The following is a 20,645-nucleotide window of genomic DNA, read 5'->3' as shown; positions in this document are numbered from 1 at the left end:
CGCGACATCATGAACGAGCGGAAGAACTTTCTCGGACGCGGCTGGGCTATGCCGGTGCGGCTCGATCCGCGCACCGGGCTCGTCGCGAGCGCGGAATACGAGGAAGACATCCGCCAGTCGATCCTGATCATTCTGGAGACGGCGCCGGGGGAGCGCGTCATGCGCAGGAATTTCGGTTGCGGCATCCACGAGTTGGTGTTCGCGTCCATCGACAGCACGGCACTGCAGCGCATCCGCTCGGTCATCGAGGAAACGCTGGTTCGTTGCGAGGCGCGCGTCGAAGTGCTGAGCGTCGCCATTGAGGAAAATCCGGATGTCGATGGCTGCCTGCTGATCGAACTCGAATATCGCGTGCGCAAGACCAATCAGATCGGAAACCTCGTGTTTCCGTTCTACTTGCGCGAGGGAGGACGGCCATGAACGCGAGCAAGCCGCCCGGACTTGAACCGCGCCGTTTCGATGATTTCCGGCAGGAGCTGTTCGCGCGCGCGCGCGCGTGGCTGCCCGCGTGGGGCTTCGCAGACGACGAGGGCGATTTCGGGCGCGCGCTGCTCGAAGTGGCGGCGCGCCTGAACGCCGAAGTCGCCGAGCGGCTCGACCGCGGCGGCGACAAGCTCTTTCGCGCCTTTCTGGACTGGCTCGGCGTGCGCGGCGGCGCCGCGCGGCCCGCGCGCGCGCCGGTCGTCTTCAGGCTCGCGGAGACCGCGCTCGAACCGGTGAAGGCGCCGCCGCCGGTGCGCATGCAGACGGACGTTCAGGACGCGACGGTTATTTTCGAGACGCAGGCGGATGTGTGCATCCTACCGGGCGGCATCGAAACGATCATCGCGGTCGATCCGTCGGCCGATGCGTTCTACGTGTCCCCGCCGAGTCTGATCGATCCGCAGCCTCGCGCGCCGTCGCCGGATCGCTGGCATCTGAAAAGCTTCGCCGGACCTGGCTCTGCGACGCTCCAGCTCAATCCGTCGGCCACCGGCCTCGAAGCGGGGACGATCATCGCGATCGGCGGCGCGCAGTACCGCATCACGGCGGCAAAGGACGATCTCGCGTCTATCGATCCGCCGCTGCCGCCGGGCGGTGGCCTTGCCGAACGAACACCCGTCGCGCGAGTCGACGCGTTCGCTCCGTTCGATCAGGCGCGCAACGAGCAAGCGCACCTGCTCTATCTCGGCCACGCCGATCTGCTGAATATCGACGCCGCCGCGGTCATCGACGTGGTGGGCGCGCAAACGCTCGGAGCGGGCGTGAGTTGGGAAATCTGGAGCAAGGCGAGGCCGGAGAGCGAGACGCCGGCGACGACCTCGGAAGCAGCCATTGACGAAGGTGCGAGCGGCAGCGCAGACGCCGCCGCGAAGCCCGACTGGCGCGCACTGAAGCCCGCCGCGACGCAGCGTAACGACGCGCTCGTGCTGCTCAAGCCCGCGGGAGAAGTCGTCTCGCGTCAGGTGGGCGCGGCACAGGCACGCTGGATTCGCGCGCGCGTAGCTCATCTCGACGGCGGTCGGCCATCGCTGACGACCAGCGGCATCGCCTTGCGCATCAACGCCACGGTGCAGGAGGCCGCCACTGGAAAGCCGCCATCCGCCGATGCGCCCGGCGGGAAGCCGCAGGTCGAGGTGATGGTCAATTCGACGCCCGACACGCCGCGCGGCTTCTATCCGCTCGGCCGGACGCCTCGCATCTTTGACACGCTGTATGTCGGATGCGCGGAGGCGTTCTCGAAGAAGCGCGGCGTGGCATACGTGAAGTTCGATCTCGCCGATGCGAACTTCGTCGCGCTCGGCGCGACCGAGGTGACGGCAATAGGCACTGTGCTGGCCGGCGTGGACAAGGCGGCCGCGCTGCATCTCTTCGCGGCCGATGTCGACGCTAGTGCGGACCGGCCGAGCGTCGTCCCGCTGCATGAGCCCGTCGCGCCGCCTGCGCCGGCGCAGCGCGTCGGCGAACCGGCGAAAAGCTTCGCCCCTGTCCTGTGGGCTGCAGCTGGCGTGCTGCACGTGGCGATGGCCGTGAGGGACCAGGTGTTCGTCTGGAACGAGACGCAGCCGGGCATGCTCGCTGACCGCCCGATCCGGAGCGCGACGCCCACGCGCAACTGGACCGTGCTCGGGGCGCCGCCCGGTGGAAGCGCTCCAGAGTCGTCGATCTCCGGCCTCGCGGCGCTTGCTGACACGAACCCGCTGGACCGTTCGCAAGGGGTCGAGATCGTTGTGCTGCGCGAAGGCATCCTGCACAAATCTCCGCTTGCCCAGAACGCTGGATGGACGCCGCTCGTGCTCGACAAACGCAAGCTGGACCTGAGCGTGCTCGTGCCGGTCCGGCACGAGGTCCCCGGCAAACTCAGCGGGCGCGCCCTCGTCATCGCGGCCGAAGCGGGCACGTTTTCCCTGTATTCCGTCGATGCGAACGGCACGCTCGACAAGCTGCTCGATTCGGTCAGCAACGATGTCGCGCCGTTCGCGATCGAGCGCGAGGACGGGAAGCTGTGGGCCGTCGCCGCCGGGCATGATGGTTCGAGTCTGCTGGCGCGTTCGCCGGACCGTAGTGAGACGACCGCGCCTCTGCCGGCGAACTTCGATCTGTCCGGCTGCTCGCTCGACGGAGCGCTGGTGAACGATCAACTCATCGTGCGCGGCGTGATCCGCTCATCGAGCAACTCGAAGGCGGCGGCGATGTTGACTTGGCGTCCGGTCGATCCGGATCTCGAGAAACTCGTGTTCGTGTCGGCCTGCGATGCGGCGGCGGGCATGCCGTCGGGCCGCGCGGTCGTGGCGGGTGACAGCTTGTTGACGCCTGGCGCGAAAGAGGCCGAAGTGCTCGCGGCCCGCTTCACCGGTAAGCTCGTGACGCGGTCGGCGAAACTCCAGGAATTCAGTTCGGCGCTCGCCGTGACGCTGCCCGCGCCAAGGCTCAAGGTGGGCGACACGATCGCGAGGAAGCCTGCGCATGGCACCGAGTCGTCCAAAGTCGTCGACGACGTTGCTGCGGAAGGACGCGGAGCCAGTGCCGGCAAGGGCTTCTTTCTGCTGGACAAAGCGTTTCCTGCTGACGCTGTCGGCGAAACGCTGCTGCTCGTCGGAACCGAGTCGAAGCAGGCCTTCACCGGCAAGGTCGTAGGCAAAAGCACACGCAAGCTGCGGCTGGATACCCGCGACAACGATTCGCTTGAAACGCCCGCATGGTTGCACATCACAGACGGTGGGTCGAACAGTACGACGCCCGCTGTGTTCGAGGTCGACTCCTTCAAGGGTCGTGTGGCCGTGATGAAGGAGAACCTGCCGATCCCGACCGCTGGCGCGGAACTGGCCTACTGGCGCGCCGAGCCGATCGCCGCAAGCCTGCATCCGGCGCTGCACTTCGACGCGGACAATGCAGACTGGCCGCTCGCGGCGCTTACGCGCGGTGCGTTCTACTTTCCGGGCCTCGCGCCGACGCGCCAGACGGTAAGCGCGTTAGCGGCCGACGCGGCGCAGCCGCCACGCCCGCGCTGGATCGCGCTCGACGCGCCGTGGGAGACGCGCCCGAACGACGCAAACGTGCCGTTCGTCGTCGACGCCACGCTGTCGGAGTGGACGCGCGTGCTCAGCGATACTTCGTCGAACCCGGCGCTGTCGTGGGAATACTGGAACGGCACCGGCTGGTGGCGGCTTCCGCTCGGCGACGATGGCGACGCCACGCACAACCTTCGCAACCCGGGCGTGGTCAGGTTCGTCATCCCCGACGATCTCGCGCCGCTCGTGTGGTCGGGCAGAATCAATCACTGGATTCGCGCGCGACTCGTGGGCGGCGACTTCGGCGAGGAGACGGTGGCCGTGCTGACGCGGCCCGCGCCCGACGGGAACGGCACCGTGCAGATCGTGCAGCGCACGACCGAGGGGGTGCGCGCGCCGTTCGCCCTCGATGTAAGCGTGACTTACGAGGTGACGCGAGCGGTGCTGCCGTCCTACCTGCTGACGCAGGACAGCGGCGGCCTGCGAGATCAAAGCGGTGCGAACCGGTCGCAAGATGCAGCCGTCGACATCTTTACGCCGCTCGTCTATACGCTGCGGCAGCTCGCCGGTCCGGCCAGCCCATCCGGCGACGCTTGCGCGAACGATATCGGGAGCGACGGGGACGCAGCGCAAACAATGCTTCGGGCTGATGCGCGCGCCAACCGCCGCGCCTTGTTCCTCGGCGTGAGTTCGAAGCTCGCCGGCGAGCCCGTCAACATCCTGATGCGCGTGGAGGATGAGCGACCACACGAGGCGTTCGCGCCGCTCGGCTTCGACACGTTCGCGGCTGGGCGCGTGACGCCGCTGATCGCACTGGACGAGACGCGTGCGCTGAGTGAATCGGGCATCGTCTCGATGGCCTTCGACGTCACGCCGACGCCCATCGACCTGTTCGGCCACAGCCTGTCGTGGGTCCGCCTGACGCCCGCCATCGCCGGGGACGGCTGGCGGCCTTCACTGCGCGGCGCATACCTGAACGCCGCGTGGGCGCAGGCGGCCGAGACGCTGACGCGCGAACTGATCGGATCGTCCGACGGCGCGCCGAATCTCACGCTGCGCTTGGCGCGTCCGCCACTGCTGCACGACACGCTCGAATTGCGCGTGCGCGAGCCGCTCGGCGAGGAAGAGCGCGATGCATTGCTGCGCGGCGGCGCTCTGCGGGTCCTGCGCGACGTGCCGGACCTTCCGGGGGACTGGGTGTTGTGGACGCAGGTAGCCGATCCCGCCGACCGGGACGCGCATGCCCGCGTCTACGCGCTCGATGAAGACACCGGCACGATCATCTTCGGCGATGGGCTGCACGGCATGATTCCACCAATCGGCGAAGGCGTGATCGTCGCGTTCGCCTATCGGCGCACGGAGCCGGCGGTGGGCGGCGTGGTGCCCGCCAATCAGGTTGCCGCCGGTGCGCCGCTCAACCTCGTTACGCCGGTCGAGAACGTCGAATTTGCCATCGCCGCCGATCAGGCCGCAGGCGGCGTCGCGCCCGAGGACGTCACCCGCGTGTTGCGCTTTGGCGCGGCGCGGCTGAGACATCGGGGGCGGGCGCTGACCGCGCGAGATTTTCAGGATCTCGCGCTCGAATGGTTTCCCGACATCGCGCAGGCGCTCTGTCTCATCGAACACGGGCACGTGCGGCTCGTCGTCGTGATGCGCGGCGTCGCTTTCGTGCCGGCGCGGGCGCGCGTGCGTGAACTCAGGCGCGCGCTGCTCGAGGTCGCGCCCGCTTGGCTCGGCGCCCCGAATGCGCTGAGCATAGAAGCGCCGGTGCCGCGCCGCCTGCGCGTGCGACTTGCGCTGCGCGCCGGAACGCTCGATGTCGCTGGCAGCATCGCAACGTGGGTCAAGGACGCTCTGCGCAAGCGCTTCGATCCGGCCGTGGACGGCGCATGCCGCTGGCCGCTCGGCGTGCGTCCCGGCGAGGACGATATCGCCGGCATGCTGCTCGACGCCCCCGACCTGCAAGGCATCGTCACGATCGCACTCAGCGAGGTCATCGAAGGAGGCGGCGAAGCGCCATGGCCCGCGCAGCTCGCGCCCGACGAACTGGCGCTGCTCGCCGACGATGGCGTGCGCATCGCTTTCGACATCGTGGAGGCCGTCGAATGAACCGGCTAGCTCCCAACCTTTTCGATCGCCGCTTCGCCGACTTCATGGATCTGGCGCGCTCGCGGCTGCCCGCGCTCGCGCCGGACTGGACGGACTACAACGCACACGACCCGGGCATCACGCTGCTGGAGCTGCTCGCGTGGGTGGCCGAGGCGCAGTTGTACGCGCTCGGCTGCGATCGTCGCGACGAGCGCGAGAACTTCGCGGCGCTCATGGGTCTCGCGCCGCATGGTCCGCGTGCGGCGCGCGGGCTGATCTGGCCGGATCATGGCGACGCCGAAGCCCAGGCTGCGTTGCGCTATCCGCGACTGATCGGACGCGACGCACTCGTGCACGTGCTCGATATGCCGGCGCCCGCGTTCTCGCCGACGCATGCGATCGTGCTGGCGCCCTTGCGTATCGCCTCGCTGAAATCGCATCTCGCGAGGTGCGAGGTGATCGATCAAACCGTCGCGAATGCGCGAGGACGGCTCGCATTCATGCCGTTCGGGCTCTCCGCCGGACCGCACGACGTGTTGCGGATGAACTTCGAACCGCTCGGCGGCACGCCCTTGCTGCCGCCCGAACCGCTCGACGACGCGTGCCTTGCGATCGGCGTGCGAATCGATGGCGCGCCGGACGCGCCGCGTGATCACGATGCGCACGCCGCGGCCATCGAGGCGACGCTGGTTACGCGCGATGCGCGCCGCTCGCTGCGGGTTGTCGAAGACACGACGGGCGGCTTTCTGCACACCGGCGCGGTGCTGCTGGATGTATCCGGCATCGCGCGCGACACGCAGCCGCTGGCGCTGGAGTTTCGCGCCCCACGCGGCTTCGAGCGCGCGCCGGCGATTTTGCACATCGAGCCAGGTGTCGTGCCTGTCGAACAGGGGCGCGTAATCGGGCGCGAGTTGCACATCGCGCAGGGCATACCGTGCGAGTACTTCGATTTAGAGCGTGCCGGGCTGGCTTTCGAGCCGGGTGAAGCGCCGGTCGTGCTGGAGGTTGCCGATGTGGGCGCTTTCCCGGCGTGGCGGCAGGTCATGCGTCTCGCGGATCACGGGCCGGAGGATCGCGTCTTCTCGCTCGATCCGGTGACCGGACGCGTGAGTATCGGCAATGGCGTGAATGGCCGGCTGCTTCCGGCGGGCGCGCAGGTGTTCGCTTCGTATCGGGTGAACGACGGCGAACTCGGCAACGTGGCGCGCAACCGCCGATGGATCGCGCCGGGCTTTATTGGCGCGATCGGTGTCAATCCCGATGCGGTCGCTGGCGGCGCCGCGCGGTCCGGCCCGCGCGACGACCAGCTCGCGGCGCGCCGAAGCGCACAGAACGCGCATCCGCTCGTGAGCGCCGACGACATCGAACGAGCCACGTGCGCATTGCCCGGACTCGGCGTCGGGCGGGCATGGCTCATTCCGGCGTCCACGGATGCGCTCACGCTGGTTGCCATGCAGACACGCACGGGCGGTGTCGAACCGGCCGCGATTCCGGAGACCCCGCGCTGGCTGGAAGCTGTGAGGCGGCGGCTCGCGCCGCGCATTCCACTGGGCGCACGGCTCGCCGTCGTCGCGCCGCGTTATGCGCAATTCGGTGTCGTGTGCCGGATCGAAGCGGCGCCCGAGCGCGATCCCGCCGCCGTCGTCCGTGCGGTCGAGGCCGCGCTGCGCGAGCGCGGCAGCCTTGTCGGCGATACCCCGGTCGCGCCCGAGCGGCCGTTCGGCCTGCCTCTGACGCGACGCGATGTCGTCGCGTGGCTTCAGACCCTGCCCGAAGTGCGGCGCGTGCAGGCCTTGCGGCTCGTGACCGTCGGCGGTGCAGTTGTCGATGAGGTCAAGGTCGCGCGCCACGGCCTGCCGCGCATCGATTTTTCGCTGAGTTCGATCGAAGCCGTGCGCGCGGCAGGAGGTCGACAATGAACCGGCCCGCGCTCGACGGCTATCGCTTCGCGACGCCGGCGCAATTCCGCGCCTGCATCGAGACTGGCGCGGATATGTCGGACGCGGGGCTGCAACCGCTCGCGCCGTACGGGAGCGTGGCCGTGCGCCGGACGTCCGCGGGCGGTCATGCTCCCGCCGTCACGCGCGCGGGCGATCTGCTGTGGCGGGACGACGCAGGCCGTCTCCATCGGCTCGCCTATGCGGACACCACGCCCACCGAGACGGCCGCACCGGTCGAAATCGCGCGTGCGGAGCGTCTCGTTGCCGGCGCGGATACGGTATGGGCCGCAAACAATGAGGCGGGATCGATCGCGGCGTTCGACCTCGACACCCTGGCGTGGCGCGTCGTCGCGCCGATCGAGGATGCGGAAATCGCCGATATCGCAAGCGATGCCCGCGAGGGGGTGTTCGCGCTGCTCGTGCGCGACGGCGCGGCCGGGATCGCGCATGTTGACCGTGCGGGCCGCGTCGTGTCGCGCGTGAGTCTGCAAGGTGCGAGTGACGCGATGCAATTGGCGTATCTCGCGCGCGCCGGGCGGATCGTCATCCTGACGCGGGCGGCGCATCCCGCGCTCCTCTGGTATCCAATTACGGGCGGCGCGCCGGTTTTCAGGATGCCGATTGCCGAGCTGCGTCCTTGTTTCAATGCGGCGGCGCTCGCCAGCGATGCATGCGCGCGGCTGTTCGTCGCCGGCAGCGACGGCGAGCCGGCCGGCGGCCGCCATCACGCGCTCGTGCTCGACGCCGCGGGTGAGCTGATCAGGGATCTCATCGTGGAGGATAGGCCAGGCGCTATCGCCGGCGATCGTCTCCACCTCTGCATCACGGATGCGCGCGGATTGCTCTGCTTTGAGGCGGGAGGTCCGGATGCGGACACTTCCTCCGAGGTGCGCGCCGAACTGTTGACGCCGCCGCTGACCTCTGCGTCGCAGGACCGGTACGCGCGCTGGCTGCGCGTCGATGTGAGCGTGCATCTGCCTGCCGGCGCGTCGCTCGAAATCGCCTGGACGGCCACGGACGATCCGGAACGGCTCGCACAGGCGCGCCGCATTGCGAACGACGCCTCGCTCACGCGCGCACGCCGGCAAAACGCGCTGCACGATCTGCTCGGCCCGTGGCGCAGCATGACGTATCACGGCGATGAGACACCGCGCGCCGAAAAGTCCGTGCCGCTTTCCGCGCCGCTGTTCGACGTGCGCGAACAATGGCTGTGGGTGAGCGTCGCACTGGCCGCGCCGGCGAGCGGTGAAACCCCTTCGCTTTCCGAACTGGTGGTGCGCTATCAGGGCGCCACGTTGATGGACGAACTCCCCGCGGTCTACCGGCGCGGCGACGCGGACGGCGGCGGCGGATTTCTGCGCTCGCTGGTCGGCGTGCTGGAGTCGAGCACGCAATCGCTCGACGCACGCATCGGCCGGATGGCGGCCCACATGAGTCCGGACACCGCGCCCGGCGCGTGGCTGGACTTCGTCGCCCGCTGGCTCGGTCTTCCTTGGGACGATGCGCTCGCGCCCGCGCAGAAACGCGCGCTGTTGGCTCGCGCTGAAACGATCACGGCCGCGCGCGGCACGCGCAGCGGCCTCGAGGCGCTGCTCGACTGCCTGATGCCGGACGACATGCGGCGGCGCTTTCGCGTGGTCGATTTCACCACCGACTTCGGCATGGCGAAGCTGGCGAGCGGGCATTGCGAAGGCGGCCGGCTTCCCGCCGTGCTCGGGGGCCTTCCGACATCGGCGACGGAACTCGGCGCGAAGGCAGTGCTCGGGCATGCGCGCCTGCCGCCCGCCGGCGAGATCCAGTCCGACGCGAGCCGCCGTTTCGCCGGCTGCGTGCGCATCGACATGAAGGCGAATGCGCACGAGCAGGCGGATTGGGAGCCGTGGCTCGCGGCCTTGCTCGGCGACATGGTGCCCGCGAACGTCCGCGTCAGGCTGCGCTGGCTCGGCGTATCCGCGCCTGATGTCCCGTTGCTCGACGACTTCGTGCTCGACGACCCGCCCGAGCCGCATCTGGGCGACGACGCGGTGACGGGCGTGACGCGCCTGCCGGGCCACGGCGCCGGCTCGGACACTTCGCTCTACTGAAATGCGCCGCGCTGAAGGCTACGACGCCCGACCCGATCACGCATCGCTGCACAGGAGAACACGATCATGAATACGCCTACCGCCAACGGCGCGCCAGCAACGGAACGGCGCACGCGTTCCGGCCAGTGCGCCGACGCGAAGTGCGACTCCGGAAGCCGCAACCGCTTTTTCGTCGGCAAACGCATGACGCCAGGCGCATTCCGCGTCGAGCAGGACTATCTGATCGGCCGCCGCAGGCTGATCAACCGGGCAATTCACGGCTGGGGCGTCGTGTACGGTTTTCCCATCGCGATCCCGCCGAAGGATGCGGCTTGCTGCGCGGTCCCGCCCGGCAAGGCGCGCATCGGCGCGGGACTCGCGCTCGACCGCGCAGGGCGCGAACTGGTGCAGACCGAACCGCTGCTCCTCGAGCTCGATAAGCTCGTTGTGCTCGACGCCGAAGGCGCGCCGCTCGCGGACGGCATCGTCTCGCTGCAACCGAAGCCGGGGGAATGCTGGTTGTTGAGCGTGCACTACGCCGAGCGTCGCGTCGGACCCGTCATGCTGCGTGATTCCTGCAGTTGCGAACGCCGCGAATGGGGCGGTGTGTTTGAAACGGTCTGCTATTCGATTCGGCGCGTCAAATGCACCGACTACTGTGCGGATCGGCCGTGCGAGCTGACGTGCGATTGCGGCGCAGGCCCGTGCTGCGATGCGCACGCGGACCGGCCGGGCGCGCCGCCGCGAGGCGGCCAGTGCCTGTGCGAGCACCTGACAGCGCTGTCGCCCGACCCGGAATGCGAATGCCTGCGCGAGCTGAATGAAGTGACGCGGGCGGACCTGTGCAACGGCGTCCCGCTCGCCTGCGTTGCGCTGGAAGAGGATCCGGGATGCGGAGGCTGGCGTCTGCTTTCGGTGTACGACGCCTGCGGACCGAGGCGGCTCGTCAAACGCAACGATGTCTTGTACGACCTGCTGCGCGGCTGTGACCTTACGACCATCAGCGAAATCGGCTGGGCGGACTGGTTCAAGAAACAGCCAGTTCCGTTCAGGACGTTCTCGGATGCTTTCGGAGCCGAAGTGAATGACAAGGGCGACTATGTCACGCAAAAGTTCTGGGTGACGTTTTCACGGCCAGTTCTGACCAGGTCGCTGACGCCCGCCTGCTTCTCGATGAGCGTCGTCGGACCCGCGGGCAACGGCTGGTGGCACGTCAGGCGAGTGCCGATCGAGAATCTGGTGCTCGAACCGGCGCCCGGCCCCGACTCGGGCGAGACCTACGCGCAGAAGGCCACGCTGGTGGTCGCCTGCAATTGGATCACGAACGTCCTGCGCGGTCCGCAAGACAAGCTTTTCCGGGGCGTCACGCATATCGAAGTGCAGGTGCGCGGCTCCCTGATCATCGATTGCAATCAACAGGCCGTGGACGGGAGTGCGCGTGGCAATGCGCCGGCCGGAAGCGGCGTGCCCGGCGGGACCTTTCTCTCGACGTTCGCCGTCGACGGGCGTTCCGGCTGCTCGTCGAAGCCGACATCGGGCGAATCGTCTCCATCTCCTGAAGGAGCCACGTCATGAGCGCCATTGGAAAAATAACCGACCCGGTGAAGGGCAATGCCAGTCTCGTACGGCCGCGCTTCAGTCCCGGGCTGCTGCTGCGCGACGACGATCTCAATCAGGCGATCGATTACACGCGCGAGCTGAGCCGGCTGCTGTTCCGCACGATGTTCGGCTGCGGTGTGGTCTGCGGCCTTCGTGTGAGTGCAAAAGCCGCCTGCGGAGGCGTGCAGCTGACAGTCCACCCGGGCGTGGCGCTCGATTGTCACGGCGACCCGATCCACGTGCCGCAGGAACGGAGCGTCACGTTGGACCCGTCGTGCGGGAGCCGGACGGTTCCATCGACCTTGTGGATCGTGCTGCGCCGGACCGACAAGTCCTGTGCGCCGCGCTCGACGACCTGTTCCTGCGACGACGATGACGACACGGACAGCATGGTGTGCACCCGCGAGCGCGACTGCTACGAGATCGGCGTGCTGGGCGAGCGGCCTGAATGCTCATGCGGATGCGACGTTACGTCAGGGCGGACGCAGGACAAGGGCGATGGGAAAAACGAGTGCGACGGAAGCGGCAATGCAGACAACAGCGACAAGGGCGATGGAATCCGAAAGATCGGCGAAAAAGACGACACCGACGAGAAAGATAATTCTCTCGCGGCTACGACTTCGGACTGCGCGGCGCGTCCGTCGTCTAGCGAGCCGCCAGCCGCGCCGGACTGCGGTTGTGCGGACCCGTCCCTTTCGTGCCATCACGACCACTACGCCGGACTATGCGCATGCGACTGCTGCGACTGCACGAACCATTGGATCGTGCTGGCCATCGCGAGAGGTTCCAAGGATGCGGACACCGGCGGGAATTCGCCGCCGCGCGAGTGGAAGCTCGATCATCAGGTGCGGCGTTTCGTGCGCCCGGTGCTGATGCGCGACCCGGTCGTGTGGGAAGAGCAGCAATCGCTGAAGAAGACCTGAGCGGCGGCGCGAGGCGATCATGGCGCGCGAGCGCTCCGGACCGGCCAGGACGCCCGCGATCACGCGGCGCGTGGCGTCGTCTGCGGCACGACGCAGCGCGGCGCCGACGAACGCGCAGGCGCTGCGTCAACGTGCGGGCATCGAGGGCGCGCAAGCGCTGCTGGCCCGGGCGAGCGCGCCGCTGCCGGCGCAGGTGTCGATGCGCACGCCGGTATCGTTGCAGGGCGCGCACGTGTCGCATCCATCCGATCCGGCCGAGCACGAAGCGCGTGAAACTGGGCGCCGGGTCGTCCACATGGGCGAGCTGGTGCAACGCGCAGATGTGCGGCACGACGAGGACGGCGGCAAGCACAAGATTCAGCGCGCGGTGCTCCCAGCGCGTCCCGCGCCGCCAGCGAGCACGCCTCCTGCGCCACCCGTCGCCGCGGCGGCCGGCACGAGTGGCGCGCCCTTGCCCGCGGGAGTGCGGGGTTTCATGGAGGCGCGCTTCGGCGCGAACTTCGGCCAGGTGCGTATCCATACCGACGACGACGCGGCGCGCCGGAGCGCGAGTCTGGATGCGCACGCATTCACGGTCGGCCCGCATGTGTACTTCGGGCGCGACCGCTTTCGCCCGGACAACGAGCAGGGCCGCGAGCTGATCGCGCATGAACTCACGCACACAATCCAGCAGGGCGCTGCAAGCCAGCGGCGCGACAAGCCTGGCGTAGCCGCGCGAGCGAGCACCCACGTCCAGCGCGATCTGATCGAAATTCCGGACCCGCGAAAATACTTCGCGGAAAAAGCGGCCAACATTCCGGGCTTCACGATGCTGACGGTCGTGATCGGCGTGAATCCGATCAGCGGCGCGCACGTCGAGCGCAGCGCCGGCAACATTCTGAAGGGCGCGATCGAGCTGATTCCGGGCGGCGCGGTCATCACCGACGCGATGAATCGCCACGGCGTATTCGCAAGCGCCAGCGTCTGGGTGCAGGAACAGTTCGACGCGATCAAGGACATCGCTGGTTCGGTTTCGCAGGACATCGACGGTTTCCTGCATCAATTCAAACTAACCGATCTCACCGATCCCGGCGACCTGTGGAACCGCGCGCGCGGCATCGTCGACAGGCCGATCGCGCGGATCACGGCGTTTGCGATCGCCTTGAAGGACGGCATCGTCGGGCTCATCAAGGACGCAATTCTGCGGCCGATCGCGGATTTCGCGCGCACGACCGATGGCTATCCGCTGCTCTGCGCCGTGATGGGCAAGGATCCGATCACCGGCGAGAGTGTCGAGCAAGATCCCGAGTCGCTGCTGGGCGCGTTCATGAAGTTCATCGGCGAGGAAGAAATCTGGGACAACATGCAAAAAGCCAAGGCGGTGCCGCGCGCCTTCGCCTGGTTCAAAGGCGCGATCGCCGCGCTGAAAGGCTTCATCAGCGAGATTCCGGGCTTGTTCGTGCAGGCATTCCACGCGCTCGAAGTGGCGGACATCATCCTTATTCCACGCGCGTTCGCCAAGCTGGCCGGCGTGTTCGGCGGCTTCGCGGGACGCTTCGTTACGTGGGGCGCAACGGCGGTCTGGAACCTGCTCGAAATCGTGTTCGATTCGGTCAGCCCCGGCGCGCTGTCATACATCAAACGCACCGGCGCGGCGCTCAGGAAGATCCTGCGCGATCCGCTGCCGTTCGTCGGTAATCTGATCAAGGCGGCGAAAGAGGGCTTTCTGAACTTCGCCGAGCATTTCCTCGACCATCTCAAGGCGGGCCTCATCGACTGGCTGACGGGGTCCCTGCCGGGCATCTATATTCCGCGCGCGTTCACGCTGATCGAAATCGCGAAGTTCGCGCTCTCGGTGCTCGGGCTCAGTTGGGCGAATATCCGCCAGAAGCTCGTCAAAGCGACGAGCGAAACTTTCGTGAAGGGGCTCGAAAAGGGCTTCGACATCGTGGTCGCGCTGGTGCGCGACGGCCCCGTCGCGGCGTGGGACAAGATCAAGGAGCAACTGGCCGATCTCAAGGAGACGGTGATCGGCGGGATTCAGGATTTCGTCGTCGACATGGTCGTCAAGCGCGCCATTCCAAAGCTGATTGCAATCTTCATTCCGGGCGCGGGCTTCATCTCCGCGATCATTTCGATCTACGACACCGTGATGGTGTTCGTGAACAAACTGAAGAGCATTGCCCAACTGGTCGCGAGCTTTGTCGATTCGATTATTAACATTGCGAACGGGAACATCGGCGCGGCCGTCGCCCGGGTCGAGGGCGCGCTTGCGAGCGGACTGTCGCTTGCGATCAACTTCCTTGCGGGCTTCGCGGGCTTGGGCAAAGTCGCCGACAAGGTGATGGGCGTGTTCAACAAGGTGCGCGCGCCGTTCGACAAGGCGCTGGACTGGCTCGTCGGCTGGATTGCGAAGGCCGCCAACTGGGTGAAGAAGGGGGCCGCGAGCGCCGTGGCGGTGGGCAAGAAGGTGGTCGGCAAGCTGTTCAACTGGCTCGCCGTAAAGACAGGCTTCAAGGACGATAAAGGAAAGAGTCATTCGATTCTCGTCGAGGAGAAAGGCGCGCATCCGTACCTTGCGATCGCGAGCACCGTCATGCCGGCCAGAGCCTTCCTCGACGCTTTCGTGAAAAGCAAGGGCGTCGGATTCGAAACGGCGAACAAGACTCAGATCGATGAGGTCAAGGCGGCAATCGCCGATGCGGAGAAAACGCTCGCGCAAATCGACGCGAAGGTGGCCAAAGGCAGACCATTGGAGTCGCCCGAGATCGACAAGCTCCAGAACGAGTTGCTGAAGAAGAACGTGGTCGTCGGCGAGCGGCTCAGCACGCTGATGGGCCGAGCCGAGCTGAACATCAAGGATATCCGCGAGAGATATCTGCTCGAAGGCCTCACCGGCACCTATGGCTCCATGCCCAAGCCCAAAGGCGACAACTTCACCGCCGACCATCAGCCGCAGGCGGCGGTCTTGATCGCGGCCTACGAGTTCGGCTACTTCGACGAAAAGGGCCAACTGTTCACGCGCAAGGAAAATCGCGCCAAGCAGGGATATGCCATCAATCTGCACAAGATCCGACATATGGCCGGTGCGACGTTCGGCGGCAAGGGCACCAAGACGAAGGAAGATTTCAACAGAAAGGTGGCGCCACTGGCGTCCGGCAAGAAGAAGCAGGAACAGCGCGACGCCGTCGTTACGGTTCTGCGCCAGGAACTCACGCGCGACGTCGATGTGATGCAGGGGGTCGCCAATCCGGACTCGGCATTCTGGACGGACTTGTCGGATAAGAAGCAGTCCGGGCTCGACGAAGCGGACAGCAAGACGCTTATCGGTGAAGTCAGCAAACGTATCATCGCGGGCGAGAATCAGATCAAAAATCAGGATATCGATTCCCTCTCGAAATGACGCGGAAAATAACTCGCGATCCTAACGAAGTGGGCGTCCGGCGTAGCAAAACATTGATTTAAGGGCGGCTCTGTCCTATAAAGCTTTTCAAACGAACATCGCGAGGCTTTCGAACGCATTTCGTCGACGCGCCGAAAGTGCCCCGGCTCGCACCGTCGCCCCGGAAAGGAAGAGCCGTCGCCATGAACACTGCTGGTTGCGGCCCCGATGCCGCCAGGCATGAGGAGAAGGCCCGTGACCTGCATGCGCACCAGTCATGTGACGTCCGTGGCGGAACGGCCGTTCGCGCCCTGCCGCCCGTTTCGTGCGGTCGCGTGCGACCGGCGCTACCGCCTCCCATTACACGCTCGCGACATCGCGCGTGCATTCGCGAGAGACTTGCCCACATGACTGCATGAGGACGATGCGCCGGCCCAACGTTCCGAAGCGCCGGGCATCACCCCCATCTTTACCGCTTTCCCGTGTCCGATGTCTTGCACTTTCCCGCGACGCTCGTCTGACGACGCGCGATGCGGTCGCGGTGCATGCGGGGCTTTCCATGAATATCATCCTGCTGACTCCGGTCCGCCTGCTTGGCGAAGGTCTTGAGGCATGCTTCAGCCATCGTCCGGAGATCTCCCTGACAGCGGTCGTCAACGATCTGACGGCGCTGCGCAATGCATTCGGTTCGATGCCGGCGGATCTCGCGCTCATCGATGTCACGCAGGGCATCGATCTCTATGACGTGCGCGCGGTGGCCGTCGAATGGCCGGAAGTCGCGCTGGTGGCGCTCGGTCTTGCGGAGCAACGTCAGGAAGTGATCCGCTGCGGTCGCGCGGGATTCCGCGGCTATGTCGCCCGCGATTGCTCGATCGACGCATTGTGCCGTTCACTCGTCGATGTCGTCGCAGGAAGGCTCGCGTGTCCGGCGGAAATCTCCAGCGGGCTGCTGCGCGCCCTGTTTCGCATGGATGCGGTATCAGACAAGCTCGCCGCCGCGCAAATGCTGACGCGTCGCGAAAGCGAGGTGCTTCATCTGATCGGATGCGGACTGACGAACAAGGAAATCGCACGAGAGCTATGTCTGAGTGTGGCGACGGTCAAGCATCATGTACACAGCATTCTCGCCAAGCTTGACTTGCCGGGGCGCATGCATGCGATGCGCACTGTGCGCGAGGCGCCGTGGCTCACCTCGTCGCTACCGGAGAGGCCCGCGCACGACCGTTCTGCGCACCGGGCTGCGCAGAACGAATGAGCGGGCGCCACGAGCGTTTCATTTTTCAAAGCTTGTTCATCATCGAGTTCTGATGAAGATTGGGATTTCCCCTGAAGATTAGGATTACGACGCTAACGCTTCAAGAAAGTACAGTGGCGATCCGCGGGATCGAAGCGCTGTCGACGCTCCGTTGTTCACGCGCGGCGCCGGCGCGCATGACCCTCACGCAGAACCGTCGTTGGTTGAAAAGGCTTCTACCTCGGCAACGTCGGGCACCGTTCCCTGCACTATCAGGTACTTGAAGTTCAGTGTTGTCCACTCGCTCTGACGGATGACGAGGTAATCGCCATCGATCGCGTAGAACCGGTCGTCCCATTGCTTGCCTTCCTTGTGGTCTTCTTCGAGCTTGCGTCGGGCGGCACCGCTCAAAACGAGGCGATCAAGCTCGCCCTTAGATGTGAGGAAATAATCCTCCAGGACACCGGTGTACAAGTACGACGTGTCTTTCAACGAAACGATTGCTGAGACGAGCACTGCATCGGGCTTCTCTGGCGAATCGATACCCCGAAAGAGGTAGTACCAAGGAGCGCTAGCACGTATGAGGGATTGAAACCGAGAGGAAGCGCGATCGAGACCGAGTCCGCGCACCCCCCATCTCCATCCGAGCGAGCTCGCGATGGCAAGGAAAATGGATATAAGGAGGAACCCGATTGGCTCGAGCGGGTGGTCGTTCAACCGCAAAGTAGCCGCGTTAAGCGAAACTTGTGCGGAGGGACTGGTGCCTCCAATCAAGAGGCGCAAGATATCGCCGACGAGAATGTTGTATCCCCAGCCGAAATGCACGATAGCCGTCGTCGTTGCATTGAGAATGCAGGCGGCCAAAATCGCGATGAACAGAGCACGGCTAAACGGCGTGAAGTCAGCCTCGCGTACCTCGCGATCCTGATAGAAGTGATAGAAAACAATGCCGGGGAAGAGTAAGGCAAACAGCAGGACAGCTGGGAAAGCGATGTTCAAGCTTAGCCCTTGCTGTTAACGACCTTCACCACAACCGAGTGCCGCTTTCCATTCGCGTCACGAAGTTCAACCTTTGTGTCGCGGTTCGTCTTGCTGCTGGCAGCGATCGTACGCAACGCCTTCATGCCGGAGGCGGATCGCTTGAGCGCTTTGACATCTGAACTCATCACGACCTTCATATTCACCTCTGATAGTTTGCTGACTACTCAACAGCATAGCGCAGCTTGTTGGGAGCGGCTATTAGCGTGTGTCAAAACTGAGGCTTAGCCATCAAATAGGTAATAATTGCCTATTTTGCGACGCGTGAACAAGCTTAATACACGGATATTTGGCAGCTGGGTAAGTATATTTCAAGCGCTAGATGAGCTAAGACGCGCCGCGGAGAACTGCTCGCCAACGAGGCTTGACGGTGCTTGGTGCCCACGTCGCCGCGCAGCTTTCGCCGCGAATTTAAGCAGACTACTAAAAGTTGATAGAAACAATTATGTCAATTATTGTAAGCGACGGCGCCGGTCTTCGCGGCGTCACTAAAATGTTCCAAACCCAACGGGCAACGCGCCCGTCGGCGCGTGTCAACGCACTGGCCGCCTCCGGATTGGCCGCCATGGCGATGCCCATCGCCTAATATGAAATGACAATCGTTGGCTTCGCGGTTGCACCCGACCAGGGGAAATGACGCGATGGAAATCCGGATCGACATCATCAGTGAAGAGATGACCGAGCGCGAGGTTGCCGCGCTGTCTCGGGACATCGGTGACGCGCTATTCCGCGGTCGAAAGGCGGACAGCGTTGATCCAGTGGTTGCATCAGCGCCCGAGTCGGCGAAAGGTCTTGTTAGCGTCATAGGTAGTCTTCTTGTTGGCTTGCCAGTTGAAGCGTTAACCGGCGCGTTAGAAATCATCAAAGCGATCGCGTCTCGGCCCGGCCATCCGCCTGTAACAATGAAGATCACACGCGACACGGCTGAAGTTAGCTTCGATCCACGGCGGGTTACTCCGGCCGAGGTAGCGAAGCTTGCGAAACAGCTTCGCGCACGGGAATAGCGCCGTGAGCGCTCAAGCCTTGCTCATCGGGGTCACGCGTTTCTCGGATCCTCAGTTGAGTGGCTTGCTGGCGCCACGGTCAGACGTTGAGGCGCTCGAAGCGGTACTTGCTGATCCCTCACGCGGCGGGTTCGAGGTCGTCACCAGCATTGACGAGGACTTGGTGACCGTCCGCGACAAACTGTCCTTCCTGCTGGACGATCGGCACCCTTCCGACATGGTGCTGTTGTATTACTCGGGGCACGGGATTGTGGACTGGGCTAACAACCTTTTTCTGTGCACGGGAGATACACGCGCTGAACGGCCGCGAGCGCGTAGCCTTCCGGCCACAGAGATCCGCGAGATGATGCAGCAGTCTCGCGCTGCAAAGATAATCGTAGTGCTAGATTGCTGCCACAGCGGTGTCTTCACCGAAGGCGCCAAAGGTAGAAAAAATTCGGCGGTCAATGACGCAACCTTTGATCCTGGCGAAGGCGCGGAAGGCCACTACGTATTGACTGCCACGAATGCTATCCAATACGCGTTGGACGCGGACCCTCTTCGAGACGAACACACAGGCGGCCGAACAACGCTTTCCCACTTCACGTCGTGGCTGGTTGATGGACTAGGCCTTGGGGAAGCAGCACCGGACAAACCGTACATTACTCTCGACGATCTCTACACCTATCTCTGCCGACGCGCCCGCCAGTCCGGGGCGGCGATGACCCCGCAAAGGTACGCACGAAACTCCGGCGACATGGTCATTGCCCGAAATCCGGCAGCACGACCTCTGACCATCCCCGCCGACCTTCTGGCGAAATTCGAAGATCCTGTTTGGAGCATCCGTCAAAACGCTGTGGCAGAGTTGAAAGACACCGTTTCTAAGCGGCCGACCCTTCGAATTGCCGCTCGGAAATTGCTGCGCGAGCGCATAGGTTCCGAGCGAGATCGCGAAGTCTTCGATGCCATGATGGCGGCCTTCGTGGAGCTTCAGGTCTCGGCGGCTGACCTCGAAAACGTCGCCGATGGTCCGGAAGTGCAGCCTAACACTCACGTGATGCGTAGAGGCATCGACACAGGGGAGAAGGCAAGCGACCAAGAAAAGCAGGGATCACCCTCGATTGAAAAGGCACCCGAGGCGCTTGAGGCATCAGAACGCCAATCGATTCAGGAAGAGATCGACGCTCGGAGGGTTGAAAAGGAGTTTAAAGCTCAGCAGCCCAAAGAACCGAATCGCGAGCGCGGTGCAATCGCGGTCGAACGTGAGTGGATCTCTTGGGCGACCGATCAGGCGGAAGACGACTCGCAACGTAAGCGCCCAGATCTAGGTGTGGACACGGGAAAAAATGGGCGTTCGCGAAATCTTCTCGCAACCGAAACGCGTGAGTCGGAGTTAGATTCCCAAAGCGACAGGCCCGTCCCTCGCTGGATGCTAGTTTGCCTCTACTCTGTGTTCATCGTTGGCGGAGCAACGGGAACCGCCTTCAGTAAACACCAAGATCTTCCCGCGTTGTGGTTGATATTGACATTCGTTGGATCTGTCATGCTCGTAGGAACATTTTTGCGGGGCATCTTTTTGGGGGCTATGGTTTCCGCTATGCTGTTTACGGGAGTCAGTTCGAGTGTTTTTCTCTTTTCCAGAGGTTCGCTCGAGCAAGATTTACTCCTATCCAGTCTAACCATCAGCTTCGGCTGCGCGATAGTTTGCCTCGTGGCGCAAAAGCTGTGGACATGGCTTAACAGCTAAAGAACAATTTGTCTGCCGTCCTACTCGGCCCGCGGAAGACACGTCGACGAACTCGGCCGGTGCGCGGCCTCGGCCACTCCAAGTGGCACCGGTGTTCGGATCCTGAATTTTCGCTTGCACCGGTTCGGCCGGTTTCCTATTCGGACCGCGCTTGCGCATCACCACAAAGTCTTCAGGA

General features: G+C 64.7%; 13 protein-coding genes. 10 read left to right on the top strand and 3 right to left on the bottom strand.

The genetic code is table 11. The features are described 5' to 3' along the window. The first annotated feature begins 9 nt into the window (after positions 1-9). The 8 genes from BTHE68_RS36200 (at position 10) to BTHE68_RS36165 (ending at position 16,720) form a co-directional block, all read left to right on the top strand. Complete coding sequence (locus tag BTHE68_RS36200; RefSeq protein ID WP_162071117.1) at positions 10-420, top strand: GPW/gp25 family protein; 411 nt, start codon at positions 10-12, stop codon at positions 418-420. Next, a complete protein-coding gene (locus BTHE68_RS36195; protein ID WP_162071116.1) occupies positions 417-5,600 on the top strand; it encodes a baseplate J/gp47 family protein in 5,184 nt (1,727 codons plus the stop codon). Before BTHE68_RS36200 ends, BTHE68_RS36195 begins: the two co-directional genes overlap by 4 nt. Beyond that, complete coding sequence (locus BTHE68_RS36190; protein WP_162071115.1) at positions 5,597-7,498, top strand: putative baseplate assembly protein; 1,902 nt, start codon at positions 5,597-5,599, stop codon at positions 7,496-7,498. Before BTHE68_RS36195 ends, BTHE68_RS36190 begins: the two co-directional genes overlap by 4 nt. Then, positions 7,495-9,603, top strand: coding sequence for a phage tail protein (locus BTHE68_RS36185; protein WP_162071114.1), 2,109 nt, complete (start codon positions 7,495-7,497; stop codon positions 9,601-9,603). Before BTHE68_RS36190 ends, BTHE68_RS36185 begins: the two co-directional genes overlap by 4 nt. 66 nt (positions 9,604-9,669) lie before the next feature. Next, positions 9,670-11,157, top strand: coding sequence for a hypothetical protein (locus BTHE68_RS36180; protein WP_162071113.1), 1,488 nt, complete (start codon positions 9,670-9,672; stop codon positions 11,155-11,157). After that, positions 11,154-12,104, top strand: coding sequence for a hypothetical protein (locus tag BTHE68_RS36175; protein ID WP_162071112.1), 951 nt, complete (start codon positions 11,154-11,156; stop codon positions 12,102-12,104). The genes BTHE68_RS36180 and BTHE68_RS36175 overlap by 4 nt, the downstream gene beginning before the upstream one ends. A 19-nt stretch (positions 12,105-12,123) precedes the next feature. Continuing rightward, complete coding sequence (locus BTHE68_RS36170; RefSeq protein ID WP_162071111.1) at positions 12,124-15,486, top strand: eCIS core domain-containing protein; 3,363 nt, start codon at positions 12,124-12,126, stop codon at positions 15,484-15,486. Positions 15,487-16,024: 538 nt separating this feature from the next. After that, entirely contained in the window at positions 16,025-16,720 is a 696-nt protein-coding gene (locus tag BTHE68_RS36165) for a response regulator transcription factor (protein ID WP_162071110.1), read from the top strand. Between the two features lie 183 nt (positions 16,721-16,903). Here BTHE68_RS36165 and BTHE68_RS36160 read toward each other — a convergent pair whose 3' ends face one another. Continuing rightward, entirely contained in the window at positions 16,904-17,698 is a 795-nt protein-coding gene (locus tag BTHE68_RS36160) for a DUF6338 family protein (protein WP_162071109.1), read from the bottom strand. A 2-nt stretch (positions 17,699-17,700) separates the two neighbouring features. Beyond that, complete coding sequence (locus tag BTHE68_RS36155; RefSeq protein ID WP_162071108.1) at positions 17,701-17,877, bottom strand: hypothetical protein; 177 nt, start codon at positions 17,875-17,877, stop codon at positions 17,701-17,703. Positions 17,878-18,378: 501 nt separating this feature from the next. On the opposite strand from BTHE68_RS36155, the gene BTHE68_RS36150 reads away from it, so the two are divergent. Together BTHE68_RS36150 and BTHE68_RS36145 are read left to right on the top strand one after the other, a co-directional pair. Then, entirely contained in the window at positions 18,379-18,741 is a 363-nt protein-coding gene (locus BTHE68_RS36150) for a hypothetical protein (protein ID WP_162071107.1), read from the top strand. 4 nt (positions 18,742-18,745) lie between these two features. After that, complete coding sequence (locus tag BTHE68_RS36145; RefSeq protein WP_162071106.1) at positions 18,746-20,467, top strand: caspase family protein; 1,722 nt, start codon at positions 18,746-18,748, stop codon at positions 20,465-20,467. On the opposite strand, the gene BTHE68_RS36140 is transcribed toward BTHE68_RS36145, so the two are convergent. Next, positions 20,396-20,626, bottom strand: coding sequence for an H-NS family nucleoid-associated regulatory protein (locus BTHE68_RS36140; protein WP_162071179.1), 231 nt, complete (start codon positions 20,624-20,626; stop codon positions 20,396-20,398). The two genes, BTHE68_RS36145 and BTHE68_RS36140, sit on opposite strands and share 72 nt — an antisense overlap. Positions 20,627-20,645: the final 19 nt, after the last annotated feature.

The sequence above is a fragment of the Burkholderia sp. THE68 genome (genome assembly GCF_009938265.1).
In the GTDB taxonomy this organism is placed as follows: domain Bacteria; phylum Pseudomonadota; class Gammaproteobacteria; order Burkholderiales; family Burkholderiaceae; genus Caballeronia.
The sequence above is the reverse complement of the archived record's forward strand: the minus strand, read 5'-3'. Positions and strand labels throughout refer to the sequence as shown.

Bases quoted from the DNA above. Each gene is read 5' to 3' on its own strand.
- BTHE68_RS36200 (WP_162071117.1), top strand. From the start codon at position 10: ATGAACGAGCGGAAGAACTTTCTCGGACGCGGCTGGGCTATGCCGGTG.
- BTHE68_RS36195 (WP_162071116.1), top strand. From the start codon at position 417: ATGAACGCGAGCAAGCCGCCCGGACTTGAACCGCGCCGTTTCGATGAT.
- BTHE68_RS36190 (WP_162071115.1), top strand. From the start codon at position 5,597: ATGAACCGGCTAGCTCCCAACCTTTTCGATCGCCGCTTCGCCGACTTC.
- BTHE68_RS36185 (WP_162071114.1), top strand. From the start codon at position 7,495: ATGAACCGGCCCGCGCTCGACGGCTATCGCTTCGCGACGCCGGCGCAA.
- BTHE68_RS36180 (WP_162071113.1), top strand. From the start codon at position 9,670: ATGAATACGCCTACCGCCAACGGCGCGCCAGCAACGGAACGGCGCACG.
- BTHE68_RS36175 (WP_162071112.1), top strand. From the start codon at position 11,154: ATGAGCGCCATTGGAAAAATAACCGACCCGGTGAAGGGCAATGCCAGT.
- BTHE68_RS36170 (WP_162071111.1), top strand. From the start codon at position 12,124: ATGGCGCGCGAGCGCTCCGGACCGGCCAGGACGCCCGCGATCACGCGG.
- BTHE68_RS36165 (WP_162071110.1), top strand. From the start codon at position 16,025: ATGAATATCATCCTGCTGACTCCGGTCCGCCTGCTTGGCGAAGGTCTT.
- BTHE68_RS36155 (WP_162071108.1), bottom strand. From the start codon at position 17,877: ATGAAGGTCGTGATGAGTTCAGATGTCAAAGCGCTCAAGCGATCCGCC.
- BTHE68_RS36150 (WP_162071107.1), top strand. From the start codon at position 18,379: ATGGAAATCCGGATCGACATCATCAGTGAAGAGATGACCGAGCGCGAG.
- BTHE68_RS36140 (WP_162071179.1), bottom strand. From the start codon at position 20,626: ATGCGCAAGCGCGGTCCGAATAGGAAACCGGCCGAACCGGTGCAAGCG.